The organism is Pseudomonas sp. GW821-FHT01D09, assembly GCF_059422465.1.
Genome location: NZ_JBWKWY010000050.1, coordinates 1 through 24272, shown reverse-complemented (window position 1 = coordinate 24272; position 24272 = coordinate 1). Strand labels below are relative to the sequence as shown.

Here is a 24272-nt window from a genome sequence, read left to right as displayed (position 1 = left end):
GGGTCAGCCAGCAAATATGGCACTGATACACCGCTATCGCAGGCAAGCCAGCTCCCACATTTTTACCGCGTACACCCTTGGTTCAGGCGTATTGCGCCGCCGCATACCCCGACGCCCACGCCCACTGGAAGTTGAACCCGCCCAGGTGCCCGGTCACGTCCAGCACTTCGCCGATAAAATACAGGCCGGGGCTTTTCAGCGATTCCATGGTCTTGGACGACACTTCCCGCGTATCCACCCCGCCCAGGGTGACTTCAGCGGTTCGGTAGCCTTCGGTGCCGGCCGGGACCAATTGCCAGTTGCCCAGCTGGGTGGCGATGTCTGCCAGTTCGGCGTGGGTGTACTGCTTCATCGGCTTGGACACAAACCACGTCTCGGCCAGCAGGTTGGCCATCTTCTTGGTGAAGATCTCGCCCAGCAGGGTCTTGAGCTCGCTGTTGGGGCGCTCGGCCTGTTGCTGTTGCAGCCAGGCGTGGGCGTCGTGGTCGGGCAGCAGGTTGATCTCTACCGTGTCGCCGGGCTCCCAGTACGAGGAAATCTGCAAAATCGCCGGCCCGCTCAGGCCGCGATGGGTAAACAGAATGTTCTCGCGAAAGCTCTGCCCATTACAGCTGACCAGGCAATCGACCGAGGTGCCGGACAGCTCGCCACACAGCGCCTTGAGCTGATCGGTGATGGTAAACGGCACCAGGCCTGCACGGGTCGGTAGCAGCTCATGGCCGAACTGCTTGGCCACCTGGTAGCCAAAGCCGGTGGCGCCCAGGGTGGGAATCGACAGGCCGCCGGTGGCAATCACCAGGGATTCGCAGCGCAACTCGCCGAGGGTGGTTTGCAGTTGGTAGCCGCTGTCGAGTTTGCTGATCGCCTGGATCGAGGTGTCCAGGTGCAGGCTCACGCCGGTCTGGATGCACTCGTCGAGCAGCATGCCGAGGATGTCGCTGGATTTGTTATCGCAAAACAGCTGGCCGAGTTTTTTCTCGTGGTACGGCACGCCATGCTTGGCCACCAGGCCGATGAAATCCCACTGGGTGTAGCGGGCCAGGGCGGATTTGCAAAAGTGCGCATTGTGCGAGAGAAAGTTGGCCGGCTCGGTGTACATATTGGTGAAGTTACAGCGGCCACCGCCGGACATCAGGATCTTCTTGCCGGCCTTGTTCGCGTGGTCGATCAACATCACCTTGCGCCCACGCCCGGCGGCGGTCAGCGCGCACATCAAGCCTGCGGCGCCAGCGCCAATGATCACAACTTCGGTCGAGCGCACAGCAATGTCCTCACAAAAACCTGATGATCGTTCCCACGCTCTGCGTGGGAACGCCTCATGGACGCTCTGCGTCCGCTTGATGACGCAGAGCGTCACGGGATGCGCTCCCACGCAGAGCGTGGGAGCGATCGGGAGTGGTGTGTTTACAGGATCCGCACGCGCAACGAACGGCCCTTGATCTTGCCGTCGTTCAAGCGCTGCAACGCCTGCTTGGCGACGCTGCGCTCCACCGCCACGTAGGCCTGGAAGTCAAAGATCGCGATCTTGCCGACCTGGGCGCCCGGGATCCCGGCTTCACCGGTCAGCGCGCCGAGGATGTCGCCTGGGCGAACCTTGTCTTTACGGCCGGCAGCAATGCACAGCGTGCTCATCACCGGCAGCAGCGGCGCGCCGCCCTGGGATTTGAGGTTGCTCAGTTGGTCCCAGTTCAGCGGGGCCTTTTGCAGCAGTTCGATGGCCTGGGCACGGTGTGCCTCGGACGGCGCCACCAGGCTGATGGCGATCCCGGTCTCACCGGCACGCCCGGTACGGCCCACGCGGTGGATGTGGATTTCCGAGTCGCGGGCCAGTTCGACGTTGATCACCATGTCCAGCGAGTCGATGTCCAGGCCACGGGCCGCCACGTCGGTGGCCACCAGTACCGAAGTACTGCGGTTGGCAAACATCGCCAGCACCTGGTCACGGTCGCGCTGTTCCAGGTCGCCATGCAGGCCGACCGCAGAAATGCCCTTGGCGGTCAGGTGATCCACGGTTTCTTGCACTTGCTGCTTGGTAAAGCAGAAGGCCACGCAAGAGGCGGGACGGAAGTGCGACAGCACCTTGGTCACCGCGTCCATGCGTTCATCCGGGGAGATTTCGTAGAAACGCTGCTCGATCTGCTCGTCGGAGTGGAACGCTTCGGCCTTGACCTGCTGTGGCGCGCGCATGAATTTGGAGGCCAGTTGCTTGATGCTCACCGGGTAGGTGGCCGAGAACAGCAGGGTCTGGCGACGGGCCGGGGTCTTGCTGATGATGTCTTCGATGGCGTCGTAGAAACCCATGTCGAGCATGCGGTCGGCTTCATCGAGGATCAGCGTGTTCAAGCCGTCCAGCACCAGCGAACCCTTGCGCAGGTGTTGCTGGATGCGGCCCGGGGTGCCGACGATAACGTGGGCGCCATGCTCCAGGGAGGCGATCTGCGGGCCCAGGGACACGCCGCCGCACAGGGTCAGCACCTTGATGTTGTCTTCGGCGCGGGCCAGGCGGCGGATTTCCTTGGCCACCTGGTCAGCCAGCTCGCGGGTCGGGCACATCACCAGGGCCTGGCAACCGAAGTAGCGCGGGTTGATCGGGTTCAGCAGGCCGATACCGAAGGCGGCGGTCTTGCCGCTGCCGGTCTTGGCCTGGGCGATCAGGTCCAGCCCCTTGAGGATCACCGGCAAGCTTTGCGCCTGGATCTGCGTCATCTCGGTATAACCCAGCGAGTCGAGGTTAGCCAGCATGGCGGCGGAGAGCGGCAAAGTATTAAAAGCGGTGGCGATGGTGGTCACGGGACTGGCTCTGCAAAACAAAATGTCGCGCAGTGTACCAGTCCCGTGAGAATTTCCCTGCAAGTTCTAGACGAGTCGCTGCTTAAGGCTCAATGTCGTGCTCGCGGCTGACCACTCGTTTGCCGTCTTTTGGCGACAATTGCAGGAAGATCGCCGCCGCCAGCATCGCCATGATGCCCACGGTGAGGAACGTCAACTGGAAGGCCTCAAGCACCGTGTTGACCCCGTCGTTACCGGCTTGGGCAGTAAACCCGCCGAGCAGGGCGCCGGCACAGGCCACGCCCAGGCTCAGGGCCAGTTGTGCCACCACCGACAGCAAGCTGTTGCCGCTGCTGGCCTGGGCGTCGTCGAGGTCGATCAGGGTCACGGTGTTCATCGCGGTAAATTGCAGGGAGTTGATCGCCCCCAGCACGGCGAGCATCGCCAGCAGCAGCGGGTACGGCGTCTGTTCGCTGACCAGGCCCATGCTCGCCAGCATGATGCCCAGCGCCAGGGTGTTGCCGGTGAGCACGAGGCGATAGCCCAAGCGTTCGATCAGCGGCCGGGCGATGGACTTGGCAACCATCGCCGCCGCCGCCAGGGGCAGCATGCTCATCCCGGCCTGGGACGGCGAGTAGCCCAGGGCGATCTGCAGCAGCAAGGGCACGAGGAACGGCAGGGCGCCGCTGCCCAGGCGCGCGAACAGGTTGCCGAGAATGCCCACGGCAAAGGTGCGGGTCTTGAACAGCACCGGCGAGAACAAGGGGTTGTCGACATGCCCGGCGCGCAGCCAATAGGCCGCCAGGCACGCCATGCCGCCGAACAGCAGCAACATCACGCGCAAGTGCGGCAGGTGCAGCTCGCCCAGGCCTTCCATGGCAATGGTGATCAGTACCATCGCTGCGCCAAACAGCAAAAAGCCCAGGCTGTCGAAGCGTGTACGCTCGCTGCCGCGCAGGTCGGGGATGAATTTCCACACGGCGTAGCAGCCGATCATGCCCACCGGCAGGTTGATCAGGAAGATCCAGTGCCAGGTCAGGTACTGCACCATCCAGCCACCCATGGTCGGGCCGAGCAGGGGGCCGAGCAGGCCGGGAATGGTGATAAACCCCATGATCCGCACCAGCTCCGAGCGCGGGTAGGCGCGCAGCACCACCAGCCGGCCCACCGGCAGCATCAGCGCACCGCCCAGGCCCTGGATCACCCGTGCACCCACCAGCATGCTCAGGCTGCTGGACAGGGCGCACAGCAGCGAGCCGATGCTGAACAGCATGATCGCGCCAAAGAAAATCTTCTTGGTGCCGAAACGGTCGGCGATCCAGCCCGAGGCCGGGATCAGCAAAGCCACGGTGAGCATGTAGGCAATGATCACGCCCTGCATGCGTAGCGGGTTTTCTGCCAAGTCTTCGGCCATGGCGGGCAGGGCCGTGTTGAGAATCGTGCCGTCGAGCGACTGCATGAAGAAGGCAATCGCGACCACCCAGGGTAACCAGCGGGCGGTCTTGGCATCGAGCACGACACGATTGGGCATGGGATCCCTTTTGTTAGCAGGCTATGTGTTGCCGATTATGCGTCAATCTCTGCCGGTTTTCCCATTGGCGGTTCGTCTATATCGGCGATGGCCACGTCCTGGCCCACCAGGAAGTCGATCAGCGCCCGATGCACCGCCAGCGCCGCCTCCCGCGACTCCAGGTCGAGCAAATGGCCGGTGTGTTCGGCGCTGGCGAAGCTGCTGCGCCCCACATACTGCTTGAACAGGCGGGCTTCATCGGCCGGGGTGTATTCGTCCAGGGTGCCGTTGAGAAAGTGCACCGGGGTTTCGATCTGGCGCAATTGCGGCAGGTAGTTACCATCACCCAGGGCCAGTACCTGGTGAATATGAAAGCGCGCCTGGCGGTATTCGGTGGTGGCCATGGTCGACAAGTGCCGATGGTTATTGCGCTTGAGCCGGCTGGAGAGGAATTTGCCGACCGTCTCATTGAGCAAGTGGCCGACGGCGGACTTGTCATCGGCCTCGATCAGCACCCGCACGCGCTCCACGTATTCGAGCATCGCCGGGTTGAGGTTGGGCGCCAGGGCCATGACCACCGAGCTTTCGATCGAGGGCGGGTTGCGCGCCAGGGTCAGCAGGGTCGAGATGCCGCCCCAGGAGGCCGACACCAGGTGGTTGACCTGGAAGCGCTCCACCAGCGCCCGCAGGATCTCGACTTCGTCGTCCTTGGTCACCAGGTCCAGGTCGGTGTTGTAAGGGCGCGAATAGCCGGAAAACGGTAGGTCGAACATCAACACATTGAAGTGCTCGGCCAGGCACTTGCTGGTGCGGGCGAATGAGCGGGTGGTGGACAGCGCGCCGTTGACCAGCAGCACGGTCTTGCGTTGCGGATCGTTGCCCAGTTGCTCTACGTGAACGTTGTAGTGCTTGAACAACTTATCAATGACAAAACTTCCTTGGTACATGTCAACGCTCCGGCTCGCCCTATCCCGGGCGAGGTCATGCATTATTTGCGAACAAATGGGTTGAAAGTGGCGGGATGCCACTAACCTTTATAACGAGGTTTTGGAGTGTCGACAACAGCCCGCCAGACAATGGGATTTTTCATCAAGATGCAGGGCGCTTACTCCTACAACGTTAGCGTGAGGCGTTTTACCAGCGCGCCGGGCAGCAAGTTGGACGAGGTGTTGCGCTCGCCATAGGTACTGGCCGACAGCAGCAACTCGCGCTCGGCCGTCAGCGCTTCCAATTGCGAACCCAACAGGTGATACACGCTGTCATCAAAACGCATGGTGCTGACCGGCGCCTTGATCTTGCCGTCTTCCACCCAGAAGGTGGCGAACCGGGTCATGCCCGTCAGGCGCGCCGCCGGTTGGTCGGAGTAGTTCAGGTACCACAGGTTGCTGATATACAGGCCGGTGCCCAGTTGCTTGAGGATATCGGCCTGGGCCAGGTTGCCGGCCGCCATCTGCAAGGCGCTGGGCGACTCATCGCCGCTGGCGCCGTTGGTGCTCAAGCCGTATTCGGCGGCGCTGCGCGAGTTGACCAGTTGCCCTTGCGCCTGGCCCTTGGCGATCAAGGTCACGTCGCTGCGCGGGTAACCGTCCCGGGAAAACGCCGGGCTCAGGGAGGTCGTGATCTGTTCGCCCAGGCCCACCAGCGGGCTTAGCGCTTGGTCGCCGGCATACAGGCGCTGCAACGGGCTGCCCTTGCTGGCGATGGCCTGTGCAGAAAAACCACCCCAGGCCAGCAGGCCGATGATTTCTTCCATGGCCGCCGGTGCCAGGTAGGCGCGGTATTGGCCGGGCGCCAGGGGGTGTAACGGCCGGCCAAGGAACGCCAGTTGTTCGCGGGCTTGCTGCAAGCGCTGGGCAAAGGCCGCGCTGTCCCAGGCAGCGCCGGCGTAGCTGGCCTTGACCGCCTCGCCATTGGCATGGAACAGGCTGAAATCAAAGTTGAAGCTATTGGCCTGGTGCCAGCCAAAAGCCCCCGACGAGCTGGCGAACCCACGGCTGATCGGCCCGGCGGCATAAATGCCGACCAGGTCGAGCCCTTGGGCGCCCTGGCTGATGTCGGCCAGCACCTGATCGAGGGCCGGCAGTGCCTGGGCCTGCTCGCTGGTGGTTTGCCAGGCCGTGCGGTTGAGCAGCAGGTAAGGATCCCTGGGCAGCAACGGCAAGGTATCGCGCAGTTGTTGCAGGCCCTCGGCCAGGCGCTGGCGGTCCACCTCGGGGGTGCCAGCCAGGGTGATAGCGAGGTCGGCGTGCCGGCCATCGTTGATCAGCTTGAGGTTGAGGCTGGCCTGCTGCACCTGGCCGGCCTGGCGTACTTTGGCGTGGTTGAAACGCACGAATTCGGACGACTCCGCCGCATAGCCCAGGTGAAACTGTTCCTCGTCGGTGATGGCCTGCTGGAGCCACTGCACCAGGTCCTTGAAAGCCTTCATCAGGCGTCTCCTCCAAACACATCCACATTGCTGAAGACACACGCCGGCGAGGCATGGCCGACGCGGATCACCTGGTTCGGCTCGCCCTTGCCACAGTTGGGCGTGCCCAGCACCTTGAAGGTACTGGCATCGCCCACGGCACTGAGCTTGCGCCAGAACTGCGCGGATATCGCCCGGTAGTTGGGGTTCTTCACCACGCCCTTGAGCTCGCCGTTCTCGATCAACCGGCCCCATTCGCAGCCGAACTGGAACTTGTTGCGCGCATCGTCGATGGACCAGGAACGGTTGGTCGACATCAGGATGCCGTGTTCGATGCCGCCGATCAGTTGCCCCAGGCTCTGGTCGCCAGCCTCGATATTGAGGTTGGCCATGCGGTCGATGGGGGCGCGGTTCCAACTGCTGGCACGGCTGTTGGCCACGCCGCCCAGGCCCGAGCGGTATTGCGACAGCGCCCCGCCCAGGGGCCTGAGCAGCAGGCCGTTACGGATCAGGAACTGCTTGCTGGCGGGCGTGCCGTCATCGTCGTGGGCGTAACTGGCCAGTTGCTCGGGGATATCCGGGTCGAAGGTCACGTTCAGCAGATTGGAGCCGTATTGCAGATGGCCGAAGTCGCTGGCCTTGACGAAGCTGGTGCCGGCGTAATTGCGCTCGTCCCCGAGGATGCGGTCCAGCTCCAGCGGGTGGCCGATGGATTCGTGGATCTGCAGGATCATCTGGTCGGGCATCAGCAGCAGGTCGCGTGGGCCCTGGGGTGTGTTGGGGGCCAGCAGCAGTTGCAGGGCCTCGTCGGCCACCCGTGGCGCGGCGCCGACCAGGCCGAAGCGGCTGATCACATCAAAGCCGCCTTGCTGGCCAAAGTTGCTGCCGCCCAGGGTGCGGGTCTGGCTGTCGGTGCCGTCGTAGGCGGTCACGTTGACGCCGGGGAACATAAAGCGTTGGGCCTGGCGCAACTCGGCGCCGGCACTGTTGAGGTAGATCTGTTCAACATGGGTGGTGCCCAGGCTGACTTCCCAGCTCACCAGGCGCTCGTCCTTGGGCACGGCGGCCGATTCGGCGCCGAGCAGTTGGTAGCAGTCGCTCAGGGACGGGAAGGGTTGGTCGAGCTCTGGCGACAGGTAGTCGGCAATGTCACTGGACACCGGCTGGTCGCGCAGGTCGAGCAGGGCATGGGGCCTGATCCGCCGGGCTTGCTGTTCGGCGCGCTCCAGGGCGGCTTGCAGGCCGGCCAGGGAAATATCGTGAGTGGCCGCGTAGGCTTCGACACCGTTGAGGCGCACGGTGAGCATGGCGCCTTCGTCACGGCTCAGGTGCGGCGGTTCGGCGACATTCTTGCGCACCGACAGGTACTGGCCGGACTCGCGCACGTAGCGCAGGGAGAAGAATTCGGCGCGGGTGCGCAGGGTGGCGAAATGTTGTTTGAGTTGCGGGTGTTTGTCGAACATGGGGACCTCCTTATTGGCCTTGAGGGCCCCATCGCGGGCAAGCCCGCTCCCACAGGGGGAACGCATTCCAAATGTGGGAGCGGGCTTGCTCGCGATGCTTTTGGCTTTAGACCGGGCAACCCTTGGCGCGCAGGATGGCGTCAAAGCGATCAGGGTCCAGGGTGCCGGCTTCGATGGCGGCCAGTGTGGCTTTCTCGCGGGCCAGCAGGTCATGGCAGCGCACCAGCAATTCCGGCAGTTCGCTGCGCGAAGCGGCGACCACGCCGTCGCCATCGCCGATCATCAGGTCGCCAGGCGCTACCAGCATGCCGGCGCAGGAGATCGGCACGTTGATCTCGCCACCGCCGTCCGTGCTCGGGCCACGGTGTACGCCGCCGATGGCGTAGGCCGGCAGTTCGCCGGTCTGCCATTCGTCGAGGTCGCGCAGGGCGCCGTTAATCACCACGCCCACAATGCCGGCCTTCAGGGCCATGGCACGCATGATGCCGCCGAACACGGCGCGGGTCAGGTCGGCGCTGCCGTCGATCACCAGCACATCGCCCGGGCGGGCCATCTGCATGGCTTTGAGAATCATCAGGTTGTCACCGGGGCGCACCCGCACGGTCAGGGCGCTGCCGAGCATCGGTGCATTGCCGTGGAAGGCCTTCAGGCCCAGGCCACCGACGTTACGGCCCAGGCAATCGCTGACGGCCGCGGCCGGGATCTTGCTGAATTCCTTCAGCCATTTCGGATCCAGCGGTTCAACGTTTGGATTGATCAGGAAGCCGGTAGGCCATTTGCTCGAAGAAACGACATCAAACATGAGAAAGCCTCGTGGCCAGGCAGAAGCCGGCGTGTCGGTAGGAAGGTGAAACGTTTGCGCGAGGGGCTAGATTAGGCCGGCGCGGGGGGTGGGATCAAGGGCGGGGCGGTGTAGGAAGAGTCTGGGAAGATGTGTGTTGGCTGGTCGGGCCTTATCGGGAGCAAGCCCCCTCCCACATTTTGCTGTGTGAATACATTCAAATGTGGGAGCTGGCTTGCCTGCGATAGGAGCGCCGCGGTGTAACGGTTACTGCGCGGTAGGACCCACTTCACGCAACGGCTTGCCACGCACCGGCGCATCGCCAGCCACGTAGTAGTCCGCGGTGCTGCGCGGCAACTGGCGGCCACGCATCTTATCGGCGATTTTCTCGGCGATCATGATGGTGGGCGCGTTCAGGTTGCCGGTGGTGATGATCGGCATGATCGACGCATCGACCACCCGCAGGCCCTGCATGCCATGCACGCGGCCTTCGCCATCGACCACGGCCATCTCGTCGGTGCCCATCTTGCACGAGCAGGACGGGTGGAACGCGGTTTCGGCGTGCTCGCGGATGAACTTGTCCAGTTGCTCGTCGGTTTGCACCTCGATGCCCGGGCTGATCTCGCGGCCACGGTAGGGGTCCAGTGCCGGCTGCTGCATGATTTCACGGGTCAGGCGGATGCCATCGCGAAATTCCTGCCAGTCCTGCTCGGTGGCCATGTAGTTGAAGAGGATGCTCGGGTAGTCCCGTGGGTTCTTCGACTTCAGCTGGATGCGGCCACGGCTCGGCGAGCGCATGGAGCCCATGTGCGCCTGGAAACCGTGCTCTTTTACACCGTTGCTGCCGTTGTAGTTAATCGCGACCGGCAGGAAGTGATACTGGATGTTCGGCCACTCGAACTCTTCACGGGTACGGATAAAACCGCCCGCCTCGAACTGGTTGCTGGCGCCGATGCCGGTGCCGTTGAACAGCCATTCGGCACCAATGGCCGGCTGGTTGTACCAGAGCAGCGACGGGTACAGCGAGACCGGCTGGGTGCAGGCGTATTGCAGGTACAGTTCCAGGTGGTCCTGCAGGTTTTCACCGACGCCCGGCAGGTCGTGGACCACCGGGATGTCGAGGCTTTCCAGGAGTTTGGCCGGGCCCACACCGGAACGTTGCAGCAGTTGCGGCGAACCAATGGCGCCGCTGCAGACGATGACTTCCTTGCGAGCACGGGCTTCAACGCGCTCTTCGGCAGCGCCGATCAGGTAACGCACGCCGACTGCGCGCTTGCCTTCAAACAGCACTTTGTCGCTGAGGGCATGGGTGACGATGGTCAGCGTGGAGCGCTGTTTGGCGGTGTCCAGGTAGCCACGGGCGGTACTGGCGCGACGGCCTTTGGGCGTCACGGTACGGTCCATCGGGCCGAAGCCTTCCTGCTGGTAGCCGTTCAAGTCTTCGGTGCGTGGGTAACCGGCCTGCACGCCGGCTTCAACCATGGCGTGGAACAGCGGGTTATTCCCGGCTTTAGGCGTGGTCACACTGACCGGGCCGTCGCCACCGTGGTAGTCGTTGGGGCCGATGTCGCGGGTCTCGGCCTTGCGGAAATACGGCAGGCAGTCGAGGTAGCTCCAGTTTTCCAGGCCTGGCAGTTTCGACCAGTTGTCGTAGTCCATGGCGTTGCCACGGATGTAGCACATGCCGTTGATCAGCGACGAGCCACCCAGGCCCTTGCCGCGCCCACATTCCATGCGGCGGCCGTCCATGTGTGGCTCTGGATCGGTTTCGTAGGCCCAGTTGTAGCGGCGGCCTTGCAGCGGGAACGCCAGGGCGGCCGGCATCTGGGTACGGAAATCGAAACGGTAGTCCGGGCCGCCGGCTTCCAGCAGCAAAACGGTGACGCCTTCGTCTTCGGTCAGACGGGTCGCCAGGGTGTTACCGGCGGAGCCGGCACCCACAATGATGTAGTCGTATTCTTGGGACATAAATGCACCCTCTTTGGAGTTGGTCAGGTCGGGGCCCATCGCGGGCAAGCCCGCTCCCACAGGGGAACGCATTCCAATGTGGGAGCTGGCTTGCCTGCGATGGCGGCCCGGCAAGCAATACAGAACCCGGGTTTAGAACACCGAGGCGTAGTCGCCCAGCTCAACCTGTACCGATTTGATGCGGGTGAAGTTGTTCAGCGAACTGATCCCGTTCTCACGGCCCACACCCGACTGCTTGTAGCCGCCCACCGGCATCTTGGCGTCGGACTCGCCCCAGGCGTTGATCCAGCAGATACCGGCTTCGAGCTGGTGAATCACGCGGTGGGCGCGGTTCAGATCCTTGGTGACCAGGCCCGCGGCCAGGCCGAAGTCGGTGTCGTTGGCGCGACGGATCACTTCTTCTTCAGTCTCGTAGGTGAGGATGCTCATCACCGGGCCAAAGATTTCTTCACGCACGATGGTCATTTCGTCGGTGCAGTCAGTGAACACCGTCGGTGCCACGAACGCGCCCTTGGCGAAGTCGCCAGTGGTCAGGCGGTCGCCGCCACACAGCAGGCGTGCGCCTTCTTCCTTGCCCTTGGCGATGTAGCCGAGCACGCTTTCCATGTGGGCGAAGCTGACCAGTGGGCCGAAGTTGGTGTTTTCGTCTTCTGGGTTGCCGACGCGGATGCGCGCAACACGCTCGACGATCTTGGCTTCAAAGGCGGCCTGCAGGTGCTTTGGAATAAACACACGGGTGCCGTTGGTGCAGACCTGGCCGGAGCTGTAGAAGTTGGCCATCATCGCGGTGTCGGCGGCGCGATCCAGGTCGGCGTCGTCGAAAATGATCAGCGGGGACTTGCCGCCCAGTTCCATGGTCACGTCCTTGAGCGAGGAGCTCGAAGCGCTGGCCATGACCTTCTTGCCGGTGTCGGTGCCGCCGGTGAAGGAGATTTTCTCGATGCGTGGGTGCTCGGTCAGCCAGGTGCCGACTTCACGGCCGCTGCCGGTCAGGACGTTGAACACGCCATCCGGTACGCCGGCTTCGGTGTAGATCTCAGCCAGTTTCAGGGTGGTCAGCGAGGTCACTTCACTTGGCTTGAAGATCATGGCGTTGCCGGCAGCCAGGGCTGGAGCGGACTTCCACAGGGCGATCTGGATCGGGTAGTTCCACGCGCCGATACCGGCGACCACACCCAGCGGCTCGCGGCGGGTATAGACGAACGAGGTGGTGCGCAGCGGAATCTGCTCGCCTTCGATGGCGGGCACCAGGCCGGCGTAGTATTCCAGCACGTCGGCACCGGTGACGATGTCGACGTACTTGGTTTCGGAGAAGGATTTACCGGTGTCCAGGGTTTCCAGGGCGGCCAGTTCATCGTTGCGCTCGCGCAGGATTTCCACGGCGCGACGCAGGATGCGCGAACGCTCCATGGCGGTCATCGCGGCCCAGATTTTCTGGCCTTTTTCGGCGCTGACCACGGCACGCTCAACGTCTTCAAAAGTAGCGCGTTGCACATTGGCGAGAACTTCACCGTTAGCCGGGTTGATGGCCTCGAAGGTGGCATCGCTGCCAGCGTCGCTGTAGCGGCCGTCAATGTAGAGTTTTTGCAGGTCGAAACGGGCCATAAAGTCCTCGCAAGTGCATAAGTGGTTGGCGTTAACCACTGAAGGGGCGTAGCCCGCTCAGTAGCCGTTCAGGGGTTGAGCGTTTATGTGTGCTCTAACTCACCTGCTTGGCCAATTGGAAATCCATGTATTCGTAAGCGATCCGTTGCGCCTGCTCCGTGTCGAAAGCGTCTCCCGACAGGGCGCCGCGCAACCACAAGCCGTCGATCAGGGCCGCCAGGCCTCGGGCTGCGCTGCGTGCATCTTCCAGCGGCAGCACACGGCGGAACTGGCAGCACAGGTTGGAATACAGGCGGTGATCGTTGATCCGCTGCAACCTGTGCAAAGACGGGTGGTGCATGCTGGTGGCCCAGAAGGCCAGCCAGGTTTTCATTGCCGGGCCATTGACCTGGCTGGCGTCGAAGTTGCCGCCGATAATCACTTGAAGGTGGGCCCGTGGGCTGTCTTCCTTCAAGGCCTGCCGGCGTTCGTGGACGTTCTCGATCAGCACATTCATCAGGTACCGCATCGTGGCGGCGATCAGGCCATTCTTGTCCTGAAAGTAGTGACTGATGATGCCGTTCGAGACACCGGCCAGACGGGCGATCAGCGCAATGCTGGCATCCCCCATCCCGACCTGATCGATGGCCGTCAATGTGGCTTCGATCAACTGCTGGCGGCGTATGGGTTGCATACCGACCTTGGGCATGTAGCACCTCTCCTTAGGCCTGCCGACGGGCGTAAACGCTCGTCGGCTTGAGGGCCAGTCTATTTTGTTTTGATTGAACGTTCAATCAACAAAGAATAAGATCTGCGGCAAATGGTCGCTGCCTACAGGTATTTCCTACATGGCGGCAGGCACATCTGACATCCATAAAAACCCTTGAAACAGCCCATGACAGCGCGTCGCTGGGGTGCGGGGATTTTCGGGATGTCTTTATAACACCCGTCCGTCGACTGCCGAAAAATCGATGGCGCGGGTCAAGCGCTGCCTTGTGTCCCCTCTCGCACTGCCCGGAGCCTCTGTGCCATGAGTTCTGCCTCTCTTATAAAGACCCCACCGGAAAAGGTGCGGGTCAACGGTTGGGTGTTCTACACCTCCACCGCGCTGATCCTGCTGTTGACCGCCATTCTGATCATCGCCCCGCAAGAGGCCGGCAGAATGCTGGGAGTCGCCCAGACCTGGCTCTCGAAAAGCTTTGGCTGGTACTACATGGTGGTCATCGCCGCCTACCTGGTATTCGTGGTGGGGCTGGCGTTTTCGTCCTACGGCAAATTGAAGCTGGGCAGCAAGGCCGATACCCCGGACTTCAGCTACGGCGCCTGGGCCGGCATGTTGTTTTCCTCGGGCATCGGCATCTCGTTGCTGTACTTCGGCGCGTCCGAACCGCTGGACCACTACTTCAACCCGCCTGAAGGCGCCGCCGCCACCCAGATGGCCGCGCGCCAGGCGTTGCAGCTGACCTTCCTGCACTGGGGCCTGCATGGCTGGGCGATCTATGCGCTGGTCGGCCTGGCCGTGGCGTACTTCGCCTACCGGCATAACCAGCCGCTGGCCCTGCGCTCGGCCCTGTACCCGCTGATGGGCGAGCGTTGGGTCAAAGGCGCGGCCGGTCACGCGGTGGACGGCTTCGGCATGTTCGTGACCCTGCTGGGCCTGGTGACGAACCTGGGGATTGGTTCGATGCAAGTGTCGTCCGGGCTGGAAAACCTGTTCGGCATGGAGCACAGCAACACCAACCTGCTGATTGTGATCATCGTGATGAGCACCGTGGCGACCATCGCCGCTGTGTCGGGCGTGGAGAACGGCATTCGCCGCCTGTCCAACCTCAACATCGTGCTGTTCAGCGGCCTGCTGATTTTCGTGCTGCTGTTTGGCCCGACCCTGCACCTGCTCAACGGCTTTGTGCAGAACATCGGCGACTACATGAACGGCCTGGTGCTCAAGACCTTCGACCTGTACGTGTACGAAGGCGATGGCGAGAAGTCCGAGCGCTGGATGGGCCTGTGGACCCTGTTCTACTGGGCCTGGTGGATTTCCTGGGCGCCATTTGTGGGCATGTTTATCGCGCGTATTTCCCGGGGCCGTACCGTGCGTGAACTGGTAGCGGGCGTGCTGCTGATCCCGTTGGGCTTTACCCTGGCGTGGCTGTCGATCTTCGGTAACTCGGCCCTGGACCTGGTGCTCAACCATGGCGCCGTGGAGCTGGGCAAGACCGCGCTGGAGCAGCCCTCCATGGCGATCTACCAGTTGCTGGAGTACTACCCGGCGTCGAAAGTGGTGATCGGCGTGTCGATCTTTGTCGGCTTTGTGCTGTTTTTGACGCCGGCGGATTCCGGCGCGGTGATGATGGCCAACCTGTCGTGCAAAGGTGGCAATGTGGATGAAGATGCGCCGCACTGGCTGCGGATCTTCTGGTCGGCGGTGATCACCCTGGTGACCATCGGCTTGCTGTTTGCCGGCAACTTTGAGGCGATGCAGACCATGGTGGTACTGGCGGGCCTGCCGTTCTCGGTGGTGCTGATCTTCTTTATGTTCGGTTTGCACAAGGCCATGCGCCAGGATGTGGCCATCGAACAGGAGCAGGCGCAATTGGCCGAACGTGGCCGTCGCGGTTTCAGCGAGCGCCTGAGCGCCCAGGACCTGCAACCGAGCCAGGCCGTGGTACAGCGCTTTATGGACAAGAAAGTCACCCCGGCGCTGGAGGAGGCGGCCGTGGCATTGCGCGCCCAAGGTCTGGATGTGCAGACGCTGCTGGGTAAATCCAAGCGCTGCATTGGCGTGCGGATCGAGATGGAAGGCAACCCGTTTGTCTACGAAGTGAGCCTGGATGGCTACCTGGCGGCGCCGAGCGAGTCGATCGAGGCCGAGGAGGAGCGTGCGCGCTACTACCGCGCCGAGGTCTACCTGCACAACGGCGGCCAGGAATATGACCTGATGGGCTTCACCCAGGAGCAGATCACCCGGGATGTGCTCGATCAGTTTGAAAGCCATCGGCAGCTCCTTGGCCGTGTCTATAGCTGACAGTTGAAGGCATGATCGTTCCCACGCTCCGCGTGGGAACGCCTCCTGTGACGCTCCGCGTCACGCTTTGGGACGCAGAGCGTCCAGGGCTGCATTCCCACGCAGAGCGTGGGAACGATCAGTCTTAGCCCAGGTTCTTGCCCAGCAGGGCGTGGTACAGCTCGCTGTCCCCCAGAATCCCCACCACCTTGTTGTTGTCGTGCAGCACCAGCTTGTTGCCGGTCTGGTAGCGAATCTGCAATGCATCGCGCATGCCGATATTGGCGTCCACCAAGGTCGGCAGCCGCCCCAGGCCTTCCACGGCTTGCCCCGGTGCCCAGTTCTGCAGGTTCATCGCCACGCCATTTTGCCGCGCGCCCTGGAGGGTGTTGCCTTCGGCCAGGTCCAGCCACGAGTCGCCGCCCGGGTCCAGGCATACCGAGCCGTTGACCCGCTTGCAGTTGTCCAGGGTGCGCATCAGGCTGCGGCCGCACAACACGTTCAGCGGGTTGGTATGGGCGACGAAGGTGCGCACATAGTCATCCGCCGGGTTCAGCACAATTTCTTCCGGCACGCTGTACTGGATGATCTTGCCGTCCTTCATGATCGCGATACGGCTACCGAGCTTGAGCGCTTCATCCAGGTCGTGGCTGACGAACACAATGGTCTTGCTCAGCTTGCGTTGCAGTTCCAGCAACTCATCCTGCAGGCCTTGGCGGATCAGGGGGTCGAGGGCGGAGAAGGGTTCATCCATCAGCAGGATATCGGCGTCCATCGCCAGGGCGCGGGCCAGGCCGACACGCTGTTGCATGCCGCCCGAGAGCTCGTCGGGCTTCTTGTTGCGCCATTGGGTCAGGCCCACCAGCTCCAGCTTCTCGTCCACCAGCTTGCGCCGTTCCTTTTCGGGGCGGCCCTGCATCTCCAGGCCAAAGCTGATGTTTTCCCGCACCGTCAGCCAGGGCATCAGGGCGAACTTCTGGAACACCATGGCGATGCGCTGGGTGCGCATCATTTTCAACTCTGCCGGGGTGCACGAAGCAATGTCGATTTGCCGACCTTCATGCTCGACAAACAACTGGCCCCGGCTCACGGTGTTAAGCCCATTGATACAGCGCAACAGGCTCGATTTGCCGGAGCCGGACAGGCCCATCAGCACGCAGATCTCGCCTTTCTCGATATCCAGGCTGGCCTTTTCCACACCGACGATCTGCCCGGTCTTTTTCAGGATTTCGTTGCGGTGCATGCCCTCGTCCAGCAGCTTGAGGGCTTCGCGTGGGTCTTTGGAGAAGATCACATCGACATTGTCGAATCGGATAATGCTCATGCATCACCCCCTACTTTGGCGTCGGGTTGTTTGCAAATGCGGTCGAGCATGATGGCCAGCAGCACAATCGCCAGGCCGGCTTCAAAGCCCAGGGCGATGTCAGCGGTGTTCAGCGCGTTGACCACGGGTTTGCCCAGGCCATCGGCGCCCACCAGGGCCGCGATCACCACCATCGACAACGACAGCATGATGCATTGGGTAATGCCGGCAGCGATGCTCGGCATGGCGTGGGGCAGTTCGATGCGCGAGAGCAGTTGGCGGCGCGAGCAGCCAAAGGCCTTGCCGGCATCCATCAACTCTTGCGGTACATCGCGGATGCCCAGGTAGGTCAGGCGGATCGGCGCGGCAATCGCGAACACCACCGTGGAGATCAGGCCGGGCACCACACCCAGCCCGAAGAGGGTCAGGGTCGGGATCAGGTAGACGAAGGTCGGCACGGTCTGCATCAGATCGAGCACCGGCCGCATCATGGTGTAGAACATCGGTTTGTGCGCGGCAACAATGCCCAGCGGCACACCGATCACCACGCAGACCAGGGTGGCGAACAGCACCTGCGCCAGGGTCTCCATGGTTTCTTGCCAGTACCCCAGGTTGAGGATCAGCAGGAAGGAGGCAATCACAAAAACAGTCAGCCCCCATTTACGTTGAATGAAGTGAGCAAGCAGCGCAATCAGACCGATCAATGCCAGCGGATTGAACCAGGTCAGCGCAAACGTCACGCCATGGATCATCGTTTCCAGTGTCGATGCGATCGCGTCGAAATAATCGGCGCCATTCTGCGTCAACCATTCGACGAAGGCAGCGATGTACTGGCCTAGGGGGATTTTCTGTTCAGTCAGCATGGTAGTGAATGTCCACATGCGAAGAGGGAAAACATCCCGGGCCGGCACGCCGGCCCGGGGTCAGCGGTTACTTGTCGAGGTAGGCTTTCACGGCGGCAAGTCCTGGTTGGCCATCAACGGTGGTGACCCCGGCGAGCCAGGTGTCGAGCACTTGCGGGTTCTTCTTCAGCCAGGCCTTGGCGGCGGCGTCGGGCTTCATCTTGTCGTCGAGGACGTTGCCCATCAGGGTGCTTTCCATGTCCAGGGTGAACGACAGGTTTTTCAGCAGTTGGCCGACGTTGCTGCATTCCTGCACGTAGCCCTTGCGGGTGTTGGTGTAGATGGTGGCCTGGCCGTAGTTGGGGCCGAATGAAGTGTCCCCGCCGGTCAGGTACTTGAGTTTGAAACGGGTGTTCATCGGGTGCGGTTCCCAGCCGAGGAACACAATGGCCTGGTCCCGTTTGGTGGCACGTTCCACTTGCGAGAGCATCCCGGCTTCGCTGGACTCGACCACCTTGAAACCGGCGTCCTTCAAGCCGAACTGATTCTTGTCGATCACGCTCTGGATCGTACGGTTGCCGTCGTTGCCCGGCTCGATGCCATAGATCTTGCCGCCCAGCTCCTTCTTGAACTTGGCGATATCGGCGAAGTCTTTCAAACCCTTGTCGTACAGCGCTTGTGGCACTGCCAGGGTGTACTTGGCGTTTTCCAGGTTGGCGCGCACGGTTTCCACGGTGCCGGCATCACGGTACTGCTTGATGTCGTTTTCCATGGTCGGCATCCAGTTGCCGAGGAAGATATCCATGTTCTTGCCATCGGCCAGGGACTTGTAGGTCACGGGTACGGAAATCATCGTGGTGCGGGGCTTGTAGCCCAGGCCCTTGAGGACTTCGCTGGTGGCGGCGGTGGTGACGGTGATATCGGTCCAGCCGACATCGGAGAAGTTGACGGTGCTGCATTGCTCAGGCTCTGCAGCGTGGGCCGCAAGGGGAAGACTCAGCATGGCTGCCAACAACAACGGGGGGGAACCTTTCATGGGTTTGGACTCCTGGTGTTTTTCCGGCGGTGCTTGACCGCGCTTATAAGTGTTGCAGTTGGGGCGTGCGAGTGACGCGCAACCTCGGTGCCTTGCAAACGAGTCGAGACTGATCATGTACCAGTGAAAATCTGACGCCTACAGGGTGGGTCGTATCCAGTACAGGGATGGTCGTATCCAGTGTCGGTGACGTCGCATACAGGTTTTTCCACAGGCAAAACTGCACTTTTTCTCGATCTGCACCGCAAAAAACGGCGATTACGCCCCATTGCACGGGGACGACGCTGGTGAGCATGGGTATGTCGGTGTCAGACGCCGGGCGGCGCAACGAAAGCTTGATGATGCCGCCATCTGGGCGACTTGAGCGTAGCAGCTCCGCCACCAGGCGTTATTGCGCCTGGCCTGTGCTATCGAGGAGTTTCGCACAATGGCTATCAGCGTTTTCGACCTGTTCAAGATTGGCATCGGGCCGTCCAGTTCCCACACCGTCGGGCCCATGCGCGCCGCGGCGTTGTTCGTCCAGGTCTTGCGTGAACGTGCTCTTTTGGAACAGGTGCAGCGCGTCGAAGTTCAGCTGTATGGCTCGTTGTCGGCCACCGGTATCGGGCATGGCAGCGACAACGCGGTGATCATGGGGCTGATGGGCGAGTGGCCGGATGCGATTGATCCGTCGCAGATCGGCCGGCGTATCGAGACCCTGCGCCAGACGCAGACGCTGCTGCTGGACAACCGTGTGCCGGTGCCCTTTGTGTGGTCGCGGGACATGCGCCTGATCGACGAAAACCTGGCGTTCCATCCCAATGCCATGACCCTGGTGGTGTATGGCGCCCAGGCCGAGTTGCACCGCGATACCTACTATTCGGTGGGCGGCGGTTTTGTGGTGGATGAAGCCCAGGCGCGCAGCGGCGTGGCCGATCTGGATCGCACCGAGCTGCCTTATGATTTTTCCAGCGCGGTGGAGTTGTTGCAGTTGTGCAAGCGCCACAACCTGCGCGTCGCCGACCTGATGCTGGCCAATGAAAAGGTGTGGCGCACCGAGGAAGAAATCCGCAGCGGCCTGATGACACTCTGGCGCGCCATGCAGGACTGTGTCGAGCAGGGCCTCAAGCACGAAGGCATCCTGCCCGGCGGCCTGAACGTGCGGCGCCGCGCCGCCAAGTTGCACCGCAGCCTGCAGGAGTTGGGCAAGCCGAATGTGATCGGCTCGACCTTGAGCGCCATGGAGTGGGTCAACCTGTTCGCCCTGGCCGTCAACGAAGAAAACGCCGCCGGCGGGCGTATGGTCACCGCCCCGACCAATGGCGCGGCGGGGATCATCCCGGCGGTGCTGCATTACTTTATGAAGTTCAGTGAGGTGGTCACCGAGGCCAATGTGGTGGACTACTTCCTGGGCGCGGCGGCCATCGGCATCTTGTGCAAGAAGAATGCTTCGATCTCCGGTGCCGAAGTCGGTTGCCAGGGCGAAGTCGGCTCGGCCTGCGCCATGGCGGCGGCGGGGCTGGCAGAGATTCTTGGCGCGACCCCGGAGCAAGTGTGCAACGCCGCCGAAATCGGCCTGGAACATAACCTGGGCCTGACCTGCGACCCGGTGGGCGGCCTGGTGCAAGTGCCGTGCATCGAGCGTAATGCGATTGCGGCGGTCAAGGCGATCAATGCGGCGCAGATGGCGTTGCGTGGCGACGGCCAACACTTTATCTCCCTGGACCGGGTGATCCGCACCATGCGCGATACCGGGGCGGATATGCATGACAAGTACAAGGAGACCTCGCGGGGTGGGTTGGCGGTGAGTGCTGTCGAGTGCTGAGACCGCATCGCAGGCAAGCTCCCACATTTGAAGGTATTCGCAGCTCAAAATGTGGGAGCTGGCTTGCCTGCGATAGCGGTGGGGCAAACACCACTGCGCATAAAGTGAACACCCCAACCAAAATCGCCACCTTTTAGCGCGTCGCAAACAGATAAGTAGCCCCCAAACGATCTCCCTCCCGACCCCCCGTCGCCCGTGCGTGCGGTGACACCCGTTTCCTACGCCCTGAAAGCGCCTTCCCACAAGTGCTACCGATCTGCTCACGGACCTTGAGCGTAGGCTTTTTCCGAGGCATATCCTCACGCCGGGCGCGGGCTTATATAGACACCTCAACAGGTCGTTTTCAGGAGTTATTGAATACCTATTCAACTTTAGGCATGGCATTTGCTCTGTCAATTCAAAGCCTCTCTCCTGATGGATGAAGAGTGCAATAACAAGAGCCTCGCCTGAGGCCATCCACTGCTTTGTGTGAGGAGATACCGCGATGACGTCGTTCAACTCCGGGGCCCAGCCCCAGAACCGTGCGCCTCAATCCATCGGCTTTTTGCTGCTGGACAATTTCACGCTGATTTCCCTGGCGTCCGCAGTCGAACCCCTGCGCATGGCCAACCAGTTGTCCGGCCGCGAGCTGTATCGCTGGAGCACCTTGAGCGTTGACGGCAACCAGGTCTGGGCCAGCGATGGCCTGCAAATCACTCCCGATTGCTCCATGCACAAAGCCCCGGCCCTGGACACCGTGATTGTCTGCGGGGGTGTGGGTATCCAGCGCACCGTGACCCGCGAACATGTGTCGTGGCTGCAAAGCCAGGCACGCCAGTCCCGCCGCCTTGGCGCGGTGTGCACCGGCAGTTGGGCCCTGGCCTGCGCCGGCCTGCTCGATGGCTTTGATTGCAGCGTGCACTGGGAATGCCTGGCGTCGATGCAGGAAGCCTTCCCACGGGTGTCGATGAGCACGCGCCTGTTCACCCTCGACCGCAACCGCTTCACCAGTTCCGGTGGCACCGCGCCGCTGGACATGATGCTGCACCTGATCAGCCGCGACCACGGCCGTGAATTGTCGGCGGCGATTTCCGAGATGTTCGTGTACGAACGTATCCGCAACGAGCAGGACCACCAGCGCGTGCCACTCAAGCATATGCTCGGCACCAACCAGCCGAAGCTGCAGGAAATCGTCGCGCTGATGGAGGCCAACCTGGAGGAGCCGATCGACCTCGACGAACTGGCGGTCTACGTCGCCGTCTCGCGGCGCCAGCTGGAGCGGCTGTTCCAGAAATACCTGCACTGTTCGCCGTCGCGCTATTACCTCAAGCTGCGCCTGATTCGCGCCCGGCAGCTGCTCAAGCAGACGCCGATGTCGATCATCGAAGTGGCCTCGGTGTGCGGGTTTGTGTCCACGCCACACTTCTCCAAGTGCTACCGCGAATACTTCGGCATCCCGCCACGGGATGAGCGCGTAGGCTCCAACACCACCCAGCAAGTGGCGATGCTGCCGATTCCGCAGGCGCTGGTGTTGTCACCGTTGGCGGGGCCGCTGTCGGCGTTGAGTCAGGCGCGTAATGAGTCGACGTTTGCCAGCGTAAGGCTGTAGACCGAGGCGCCTGCATCGCAGGCAAGCCAGCTCCCACATTTGCAATGCATTCCCCTGTGGGAGCGGGCTTGCCCGCGATAGCGATCTATCAGGCCCCGGAATTCTGTTTGAACTGCATCAGGGCCGGCAACAACTGCTTATCAATCGCCTGGCGCACCGCCGGCAGAATCGTCGCGCTGCTGGTGTACATCTGCTCAACCATGCCCTTGAGCGCCTTGGCCCGCGCTTCACTCAAACCGCGCACCGCGCATTCACAGGCCTGTTCGGCGGTGGCGTCGCTGGCTACTTCAAAACCCAGGGAGCGCAGCTGGCTCAGCAGGTCATCCTGATCAATCAAATCCGCGTGCATCATGATGTTCATCCTGGTTAGGGGAGACTTCGATCAACCTCGATTCTGGTGGGCCGTCAGCGGGTCGGCAAGGCCTGAGTGGCACAATGGCTGGAACGACTATGAGCAGGTCGTTTTCGGGCCAGTTGTCGAAGGTGGTTGCGGGCACACTTAGATTCAAGCAGGCAGATTGAAGGTTTGGTCACCCTCGGCCCGCACGCTTGCACAAAGCACTCTGCCCCGATCCTGTCACGGCTTGATCGGGGCTTTTTTTATTGGGCGGGCAGGCCGATGACGCGACCGAGCAACGCGGGCCTGGGCAAGTCGGACTGCCCGGCACTGATTGCCGCCAAACGCTGGGCAACCCCTTCGCTGAACGGTGTCGAGCGTGGCCCGGCGAGATCGACATGCAGCAGCATCTGTTCATTGCCCGCCAGCTCCCGTGCTGCGCCGACCAGGTGCAGGCTGTGATACAGATGCAGGCGTTTGCTGTCATGGGCGATCAACTGGGTGTGCACCTCGACCTCGGCGCCCAGCTTCACTTCGTGCAGGTAATTGAGGTGCAGTTCCAGGGTGAACAGCGAATGGCCGCTGGCCTCGCGGTTATCGCTGTCCAGGCCCAGGGTGTCCATCAGCGCATCGGTGGCGTAGCTGAAGATCAGCAGGTAGAACGCATCGCGCAGGTGGCCGTTGTAATCGACCCAGTCGGGGAGGATGTGGGTGGTGTAGGTGGTCAGCGTCGGCACTTCATAAACTCCAGATCTGTACTCGGTCAACTGTGGGAGCAGGCAAGCCAGCTCCCACAGAAATCAACAGCCGTTATTCGGCGAAGCTCATGCCGTGTTTTTCCTTGGTGGTCTTCACCGCTTCCAGCACCGCCAGCAGGCAATCATCACGATAGCGCTCCAGCGCCGCAATGCTATGGCTGCCCAACTGCTCGCGGGTGCCATCGACCACATCATCAATCAGCTTGTCCGTCAGTTCCGGTGCCGGCAGATACGTCCACGGCAGTTGCAACGCCGGGCCGAACTGCGCCATGAAATGCCGCATCCCGGCGTCGCCGCCGGCCAGGGTATAAGTGAGGAAGGTGCCCATGAACGACCAGCGCAACCCGGCGCCAAAGCGGATCGCATCGTCGATCTCGCCGGTGGTGGCCACACCGTCGTTGACCAGGTGCAGTGCCTCGCGCCACAGCGCTTCCAGCAAACGGTCGGCGATAAAGCCGGGGACTTCCTTGCGCACATGCAGCGGGCGCATGCCCAGGGCTTGATACACCTTGATCGCCGCCTGGATCGCTTCGGGCGCGGTGTGTTTACCGCCGACCACTTCCACCAGCGGCAGCAGGTACACCGGGTTGAACGGGTGGCCGACCACGCAGCGTTCCGGGTGTGTAGAGCCTTCATAAAACTCACTGGGCAATAGCCCCGACGTGCTGGAGCCGATCAAGGCATCGGGCTTGGCCGCCGCGCTGATCTTGCTGTGCAGTTCCAGCTTCAGCTCCAGGCGTTCGGGGGCGCTTTCCTGGATGAAATCGGCGTCTTGCACGCATTCTTCGATGGTCGCGACAAACCGCAGACGGTCCTGGGAGGCGCCCGGTGCCAGGCCCTGCTTTTCCAGGGCGGCCCAGGCATTGGCGACACGCTTGCGCAGGGCCGCTTCGGCGCCGGGCGCCGGGTCCCAGGCCACCACATCCAGGCCATGGGCGAGGGCGCGGGACACCCAGCCGCTGCCGATAACACCGCTGCCCAGGGCGGCGAAGGTTTTGATTTCGGTGATAAAGCTCATTTCGGTAATTTCCAGTGCTAAAGAGGTTCATTGTGGGAGCTGGCTTGCCTGCGATAGCGGTGTGCCAGTTGATGCATTTGGCACTGACACACCGCTATCG

The 24272-nt window shown here is 62.2% G+C and carries 19 protein-coding genes; 3 read left to right on the top strand and 16 right to left on the bottom strand.

Translation table 11 applies throughout. The features are described from left to right. Positions 1 to 82 precede the first annotated feature (82 nt). The 10 genes from AC07W7_RS26050 to betI all read right to left on the bottom strand — a co-directional run bounded on the left by AC07W7_RS26050 (position 83) and on the right by betI (position 13191). Positions 83 to 1261 (bottom strand): BaiN/RdsA family NAD(P)/FAD-dependent oxidoreductase, encoded by a 1179-nt coding sequence (locus AC07W7_RS26050; protein ID WP_076962327.1) that lies wholly within the window; start codon positions 1259 to 1261, stop codon positions 83 to 85. Positions 1262 to 1404: 143 nt separating this feature from the next. Next, on the bottom strand, positions 1405 to 2742 hold the full coding sequence (gene dbpA / locus AC07W7_RS26045; protein WP_232243967.1) for an ATP-dependent RNA helicase DbpA: 1338 nt from the start codon (positions 2740 to 2742) through the stop codon (positions 1405 to 1407). A gap of 130 nt (positions 2743 to 2872) precedes the next feature. Then, entirely contained in the window at positions 2873 to 4300 is a 1428-nt protein-coding gene (mdtD, locus tag AC07W7_RS26040) for a multidrug transporter subunit MdtD (protein ID WP_076962325.1), read from the bottom strand. A gap of 35 nt (positions 4301 to 4335) precedes the next feature. Further along, complete coding sequence (locus tag AC07W7_RS26035) at positions 4336 to 5226, bottom strand: alpha/beta fold hydrolase (RefSeq protein ID WP_495040389.1); 891 nt, start codon at positions 5224 to 5226, stop codon at positions 4336 to 4338. A gap of 164 nt (positions 5227 to 5390) precedes the next feature. After that, on the bottom strand, positions 5391 to 6707 hold the full coding sequence (locus AC07W7_RS26030) for a TldD/PmbA family protein (protein WP_495040388.1): 1317 nt from the start codon (positions 6705 to 6707) through the stop codon (positions 5391 to 5393). Then, entirely contained in the window at positions 6707 to 8149 is a 1443-nt protein-coding gene (locus AC07W7_RS26025) for a TldD/PmbA family protein (RefSeq protein ID WP_495040387.1), read from the bottom strand. The genes AC07W7_RS26030 and AC07W7_RS26025 overlap by 1 nt, the downstream gene beginning before the upstream one ends. A 106-nt stretch (positions 8150 to 8255) precedes the next feature. Continuing rightward, a complete protein-coding gene (locus AC07W7_RS26020; protein ID WP_029297314.1) occupies positions 8256 to 8951 on the bottom strand; it encodes an RraA family protein in 696 nt (231 codons plus the stop codon). Positions 8952 to 9197: 246 nt separating this feature from the next. Then, positions 9198 to 10898, bottom strand: coding sequence for a choline dehydrogenase (gene betA, locus AC07W7_RS26015; protein ID WP_076962330.1), 1701 nt, complete (start codon positions 10896 to 10898; stop codon positions 9198 to 9200). A 132-nt stretch (positions 10899 to 11030) separates the two neighbouring features. Next, complete coding sequence (betB, locus tag AC07W7_RS26010; RefSeq protein ID WP_076962321.1) at positions 11031 to 12503, bottom strand: betaine-aldehyde dehydrogenase; 1473 nt, start codon at positions 12501 to 12503, stop codon at positions 11031 to 11033. 94 nt (positions 12504 to 12597) lie between these two features. Continuing rightward, on the bottom strand, positions 12598 to 13191 hold the full coding sequence (betI, locus tag AC07W7_RS26005; protein ID WP_032858683.1) for a transcriptional regulator BetI: 594 nt from the start codon (positions 13189 to 13191) through the stop codon (positions 12598 to 12600). A gap of 378 nt (positions 13192 to 13569) precedes the next feature. Here betI and AC07W7_RS26000 point away from each other — a divergent pair, with 378 nt between their 5' ends. Next, on the top strand, positions 13570 to 15507 hold the full coding sequence (locus AC07W7_RS26000) for a BCCT family transporter (RefSeq protein ID WP_236309905.1): 1938 nt from the start codon (positions 13570 to 13572) through the stop codon (positions 15505 to 15507). Between the two features lie 124 nt (positions 15508 to 15631). On the opposite strand, the gene choV is transcribed toward AC07W7_RS26000, so the two are convergent. The 3 genes from choV to AC07W7_RS25985 form a co-directional block, all read right to left on the bottom strand. Then, complete coding sequence (gene choV / locus AC07W7_RS25995; protein WP_495040386.1) at positions 15632 to 16810, bottom strand: choline ABC transporter ATP-binding protein; 1179 nt, start codon at positions 16808 to 16810, stop codon at positions 15632 to 15634. After that, on the bottom strand, positions 16807 to 17652 hold the full coding sequence (gene choW / locus AC07W7_RS25990) for a choline ABC transporter permease subunit (RefSeq protein ID WP_076962318.1): 846 nt from the start codon (positions 17650 to 17652) through the stop codon (positions 16807 to 16809). The genes choV and choW overlap by 4 nt, the downstream gene beginning before the upstream one ends. A gap of 67 nt (positions 17653 to 17719) precedes the next feature. Further along, on the bottom strand, positions 17720 to 18667 hold the full coding sequence (locus tag AC07W7_RS25985) for a choline ABC transporter substrate-binding protein (protein ID WP_076962317.1): 948 nt from the start codon (positions 18665 to 18667) through the stop codon (positions 17720 to 17722). Positions 18668 to 19094: 427 nt separating this feature from the next. On the opposite strand from AC07W7_RS25985, the gene AC07W7_RS25980 reads away from it, so the two are divergent. Both AC07W7_RS25980 and gbdR read left to right on the top strand, forming a co-directional pair. Continuing rightward, positions 19095 to 20471 carry an L-serine ammonia-lyase gene (locus tag AC07W7_RS25980; protein ID WP_495040385.1) on the top strand — a complete coding sequence of 459 codons (1377 nt, stop codon included), beginning with the start codon at positions 19095 to 19097 and terminating at the stop codon, positions 20469 to 20471. A 484-nt stretch (positions 20472 to 20955) separates the two neighbouring features. Further along, complete coding sequence (gene gbdR, locus AC07W7_RS25975) at positions 20956 to 22059, top strand: choline metabolism transcriptional regulator GbdR (RefSeq protein ID WP_076962315.1); 1104 nt, start codon at positions 20956 to 20958, stop codon at positions 22057 to 22059. Between the two features lie 88 nt (positions 22060 to 22147). Here the strand turns inward: gbdR and AC07W7_RS25970 are convergent, their stop codons facing one another. The 3 genes from AC07W7_RS25970 to AC07W7_RS25960 all read right to left on the bottom strand — a co-directional run bounded on the left by AC07W7_RS25970 (position 22148) and on the right by AC07W7_RS25960 (position 24172). Beyond that, a complete protein-coding gene (locus tag AC07W7_RS25970; RefSeq protein WP_076962314.1) occupies positions 22148 to 22411 on the bottom strand; it encodes a hypothetical protein in 264 nt (87 codons plus the stop codon). Positions 22412 to 22659: 248 nt separating this feature from the next. Further along, on the bottom strand, positions 22660 to 23133 hold the full coding sequence (locus AC07W7_RS25965; RefSeq protein WP_495040384.1) for a thioesterase family protein: 474 nt from the start codon (positions 23131 to 23133) through the stop codon (positions 22660 to 22662). Positions 23134 to 23206: 73 nt separating this feature from the next. After that, the gene (locus tag AC07W7_RS25960) at positions 23207 to 24172 is read right to left on the bottom strand and encodes an L-carnitine dehydrogenase (RefSeq protein WP_076962312.1); all 966 of its coding nucleotides are present in this window, start codon (positions 24170 to 24172) and stop codon (positions 23207 to 23209) included. Between the last annotated feature and the right edge of the window lie 100 nt (positions 24173 to 24272).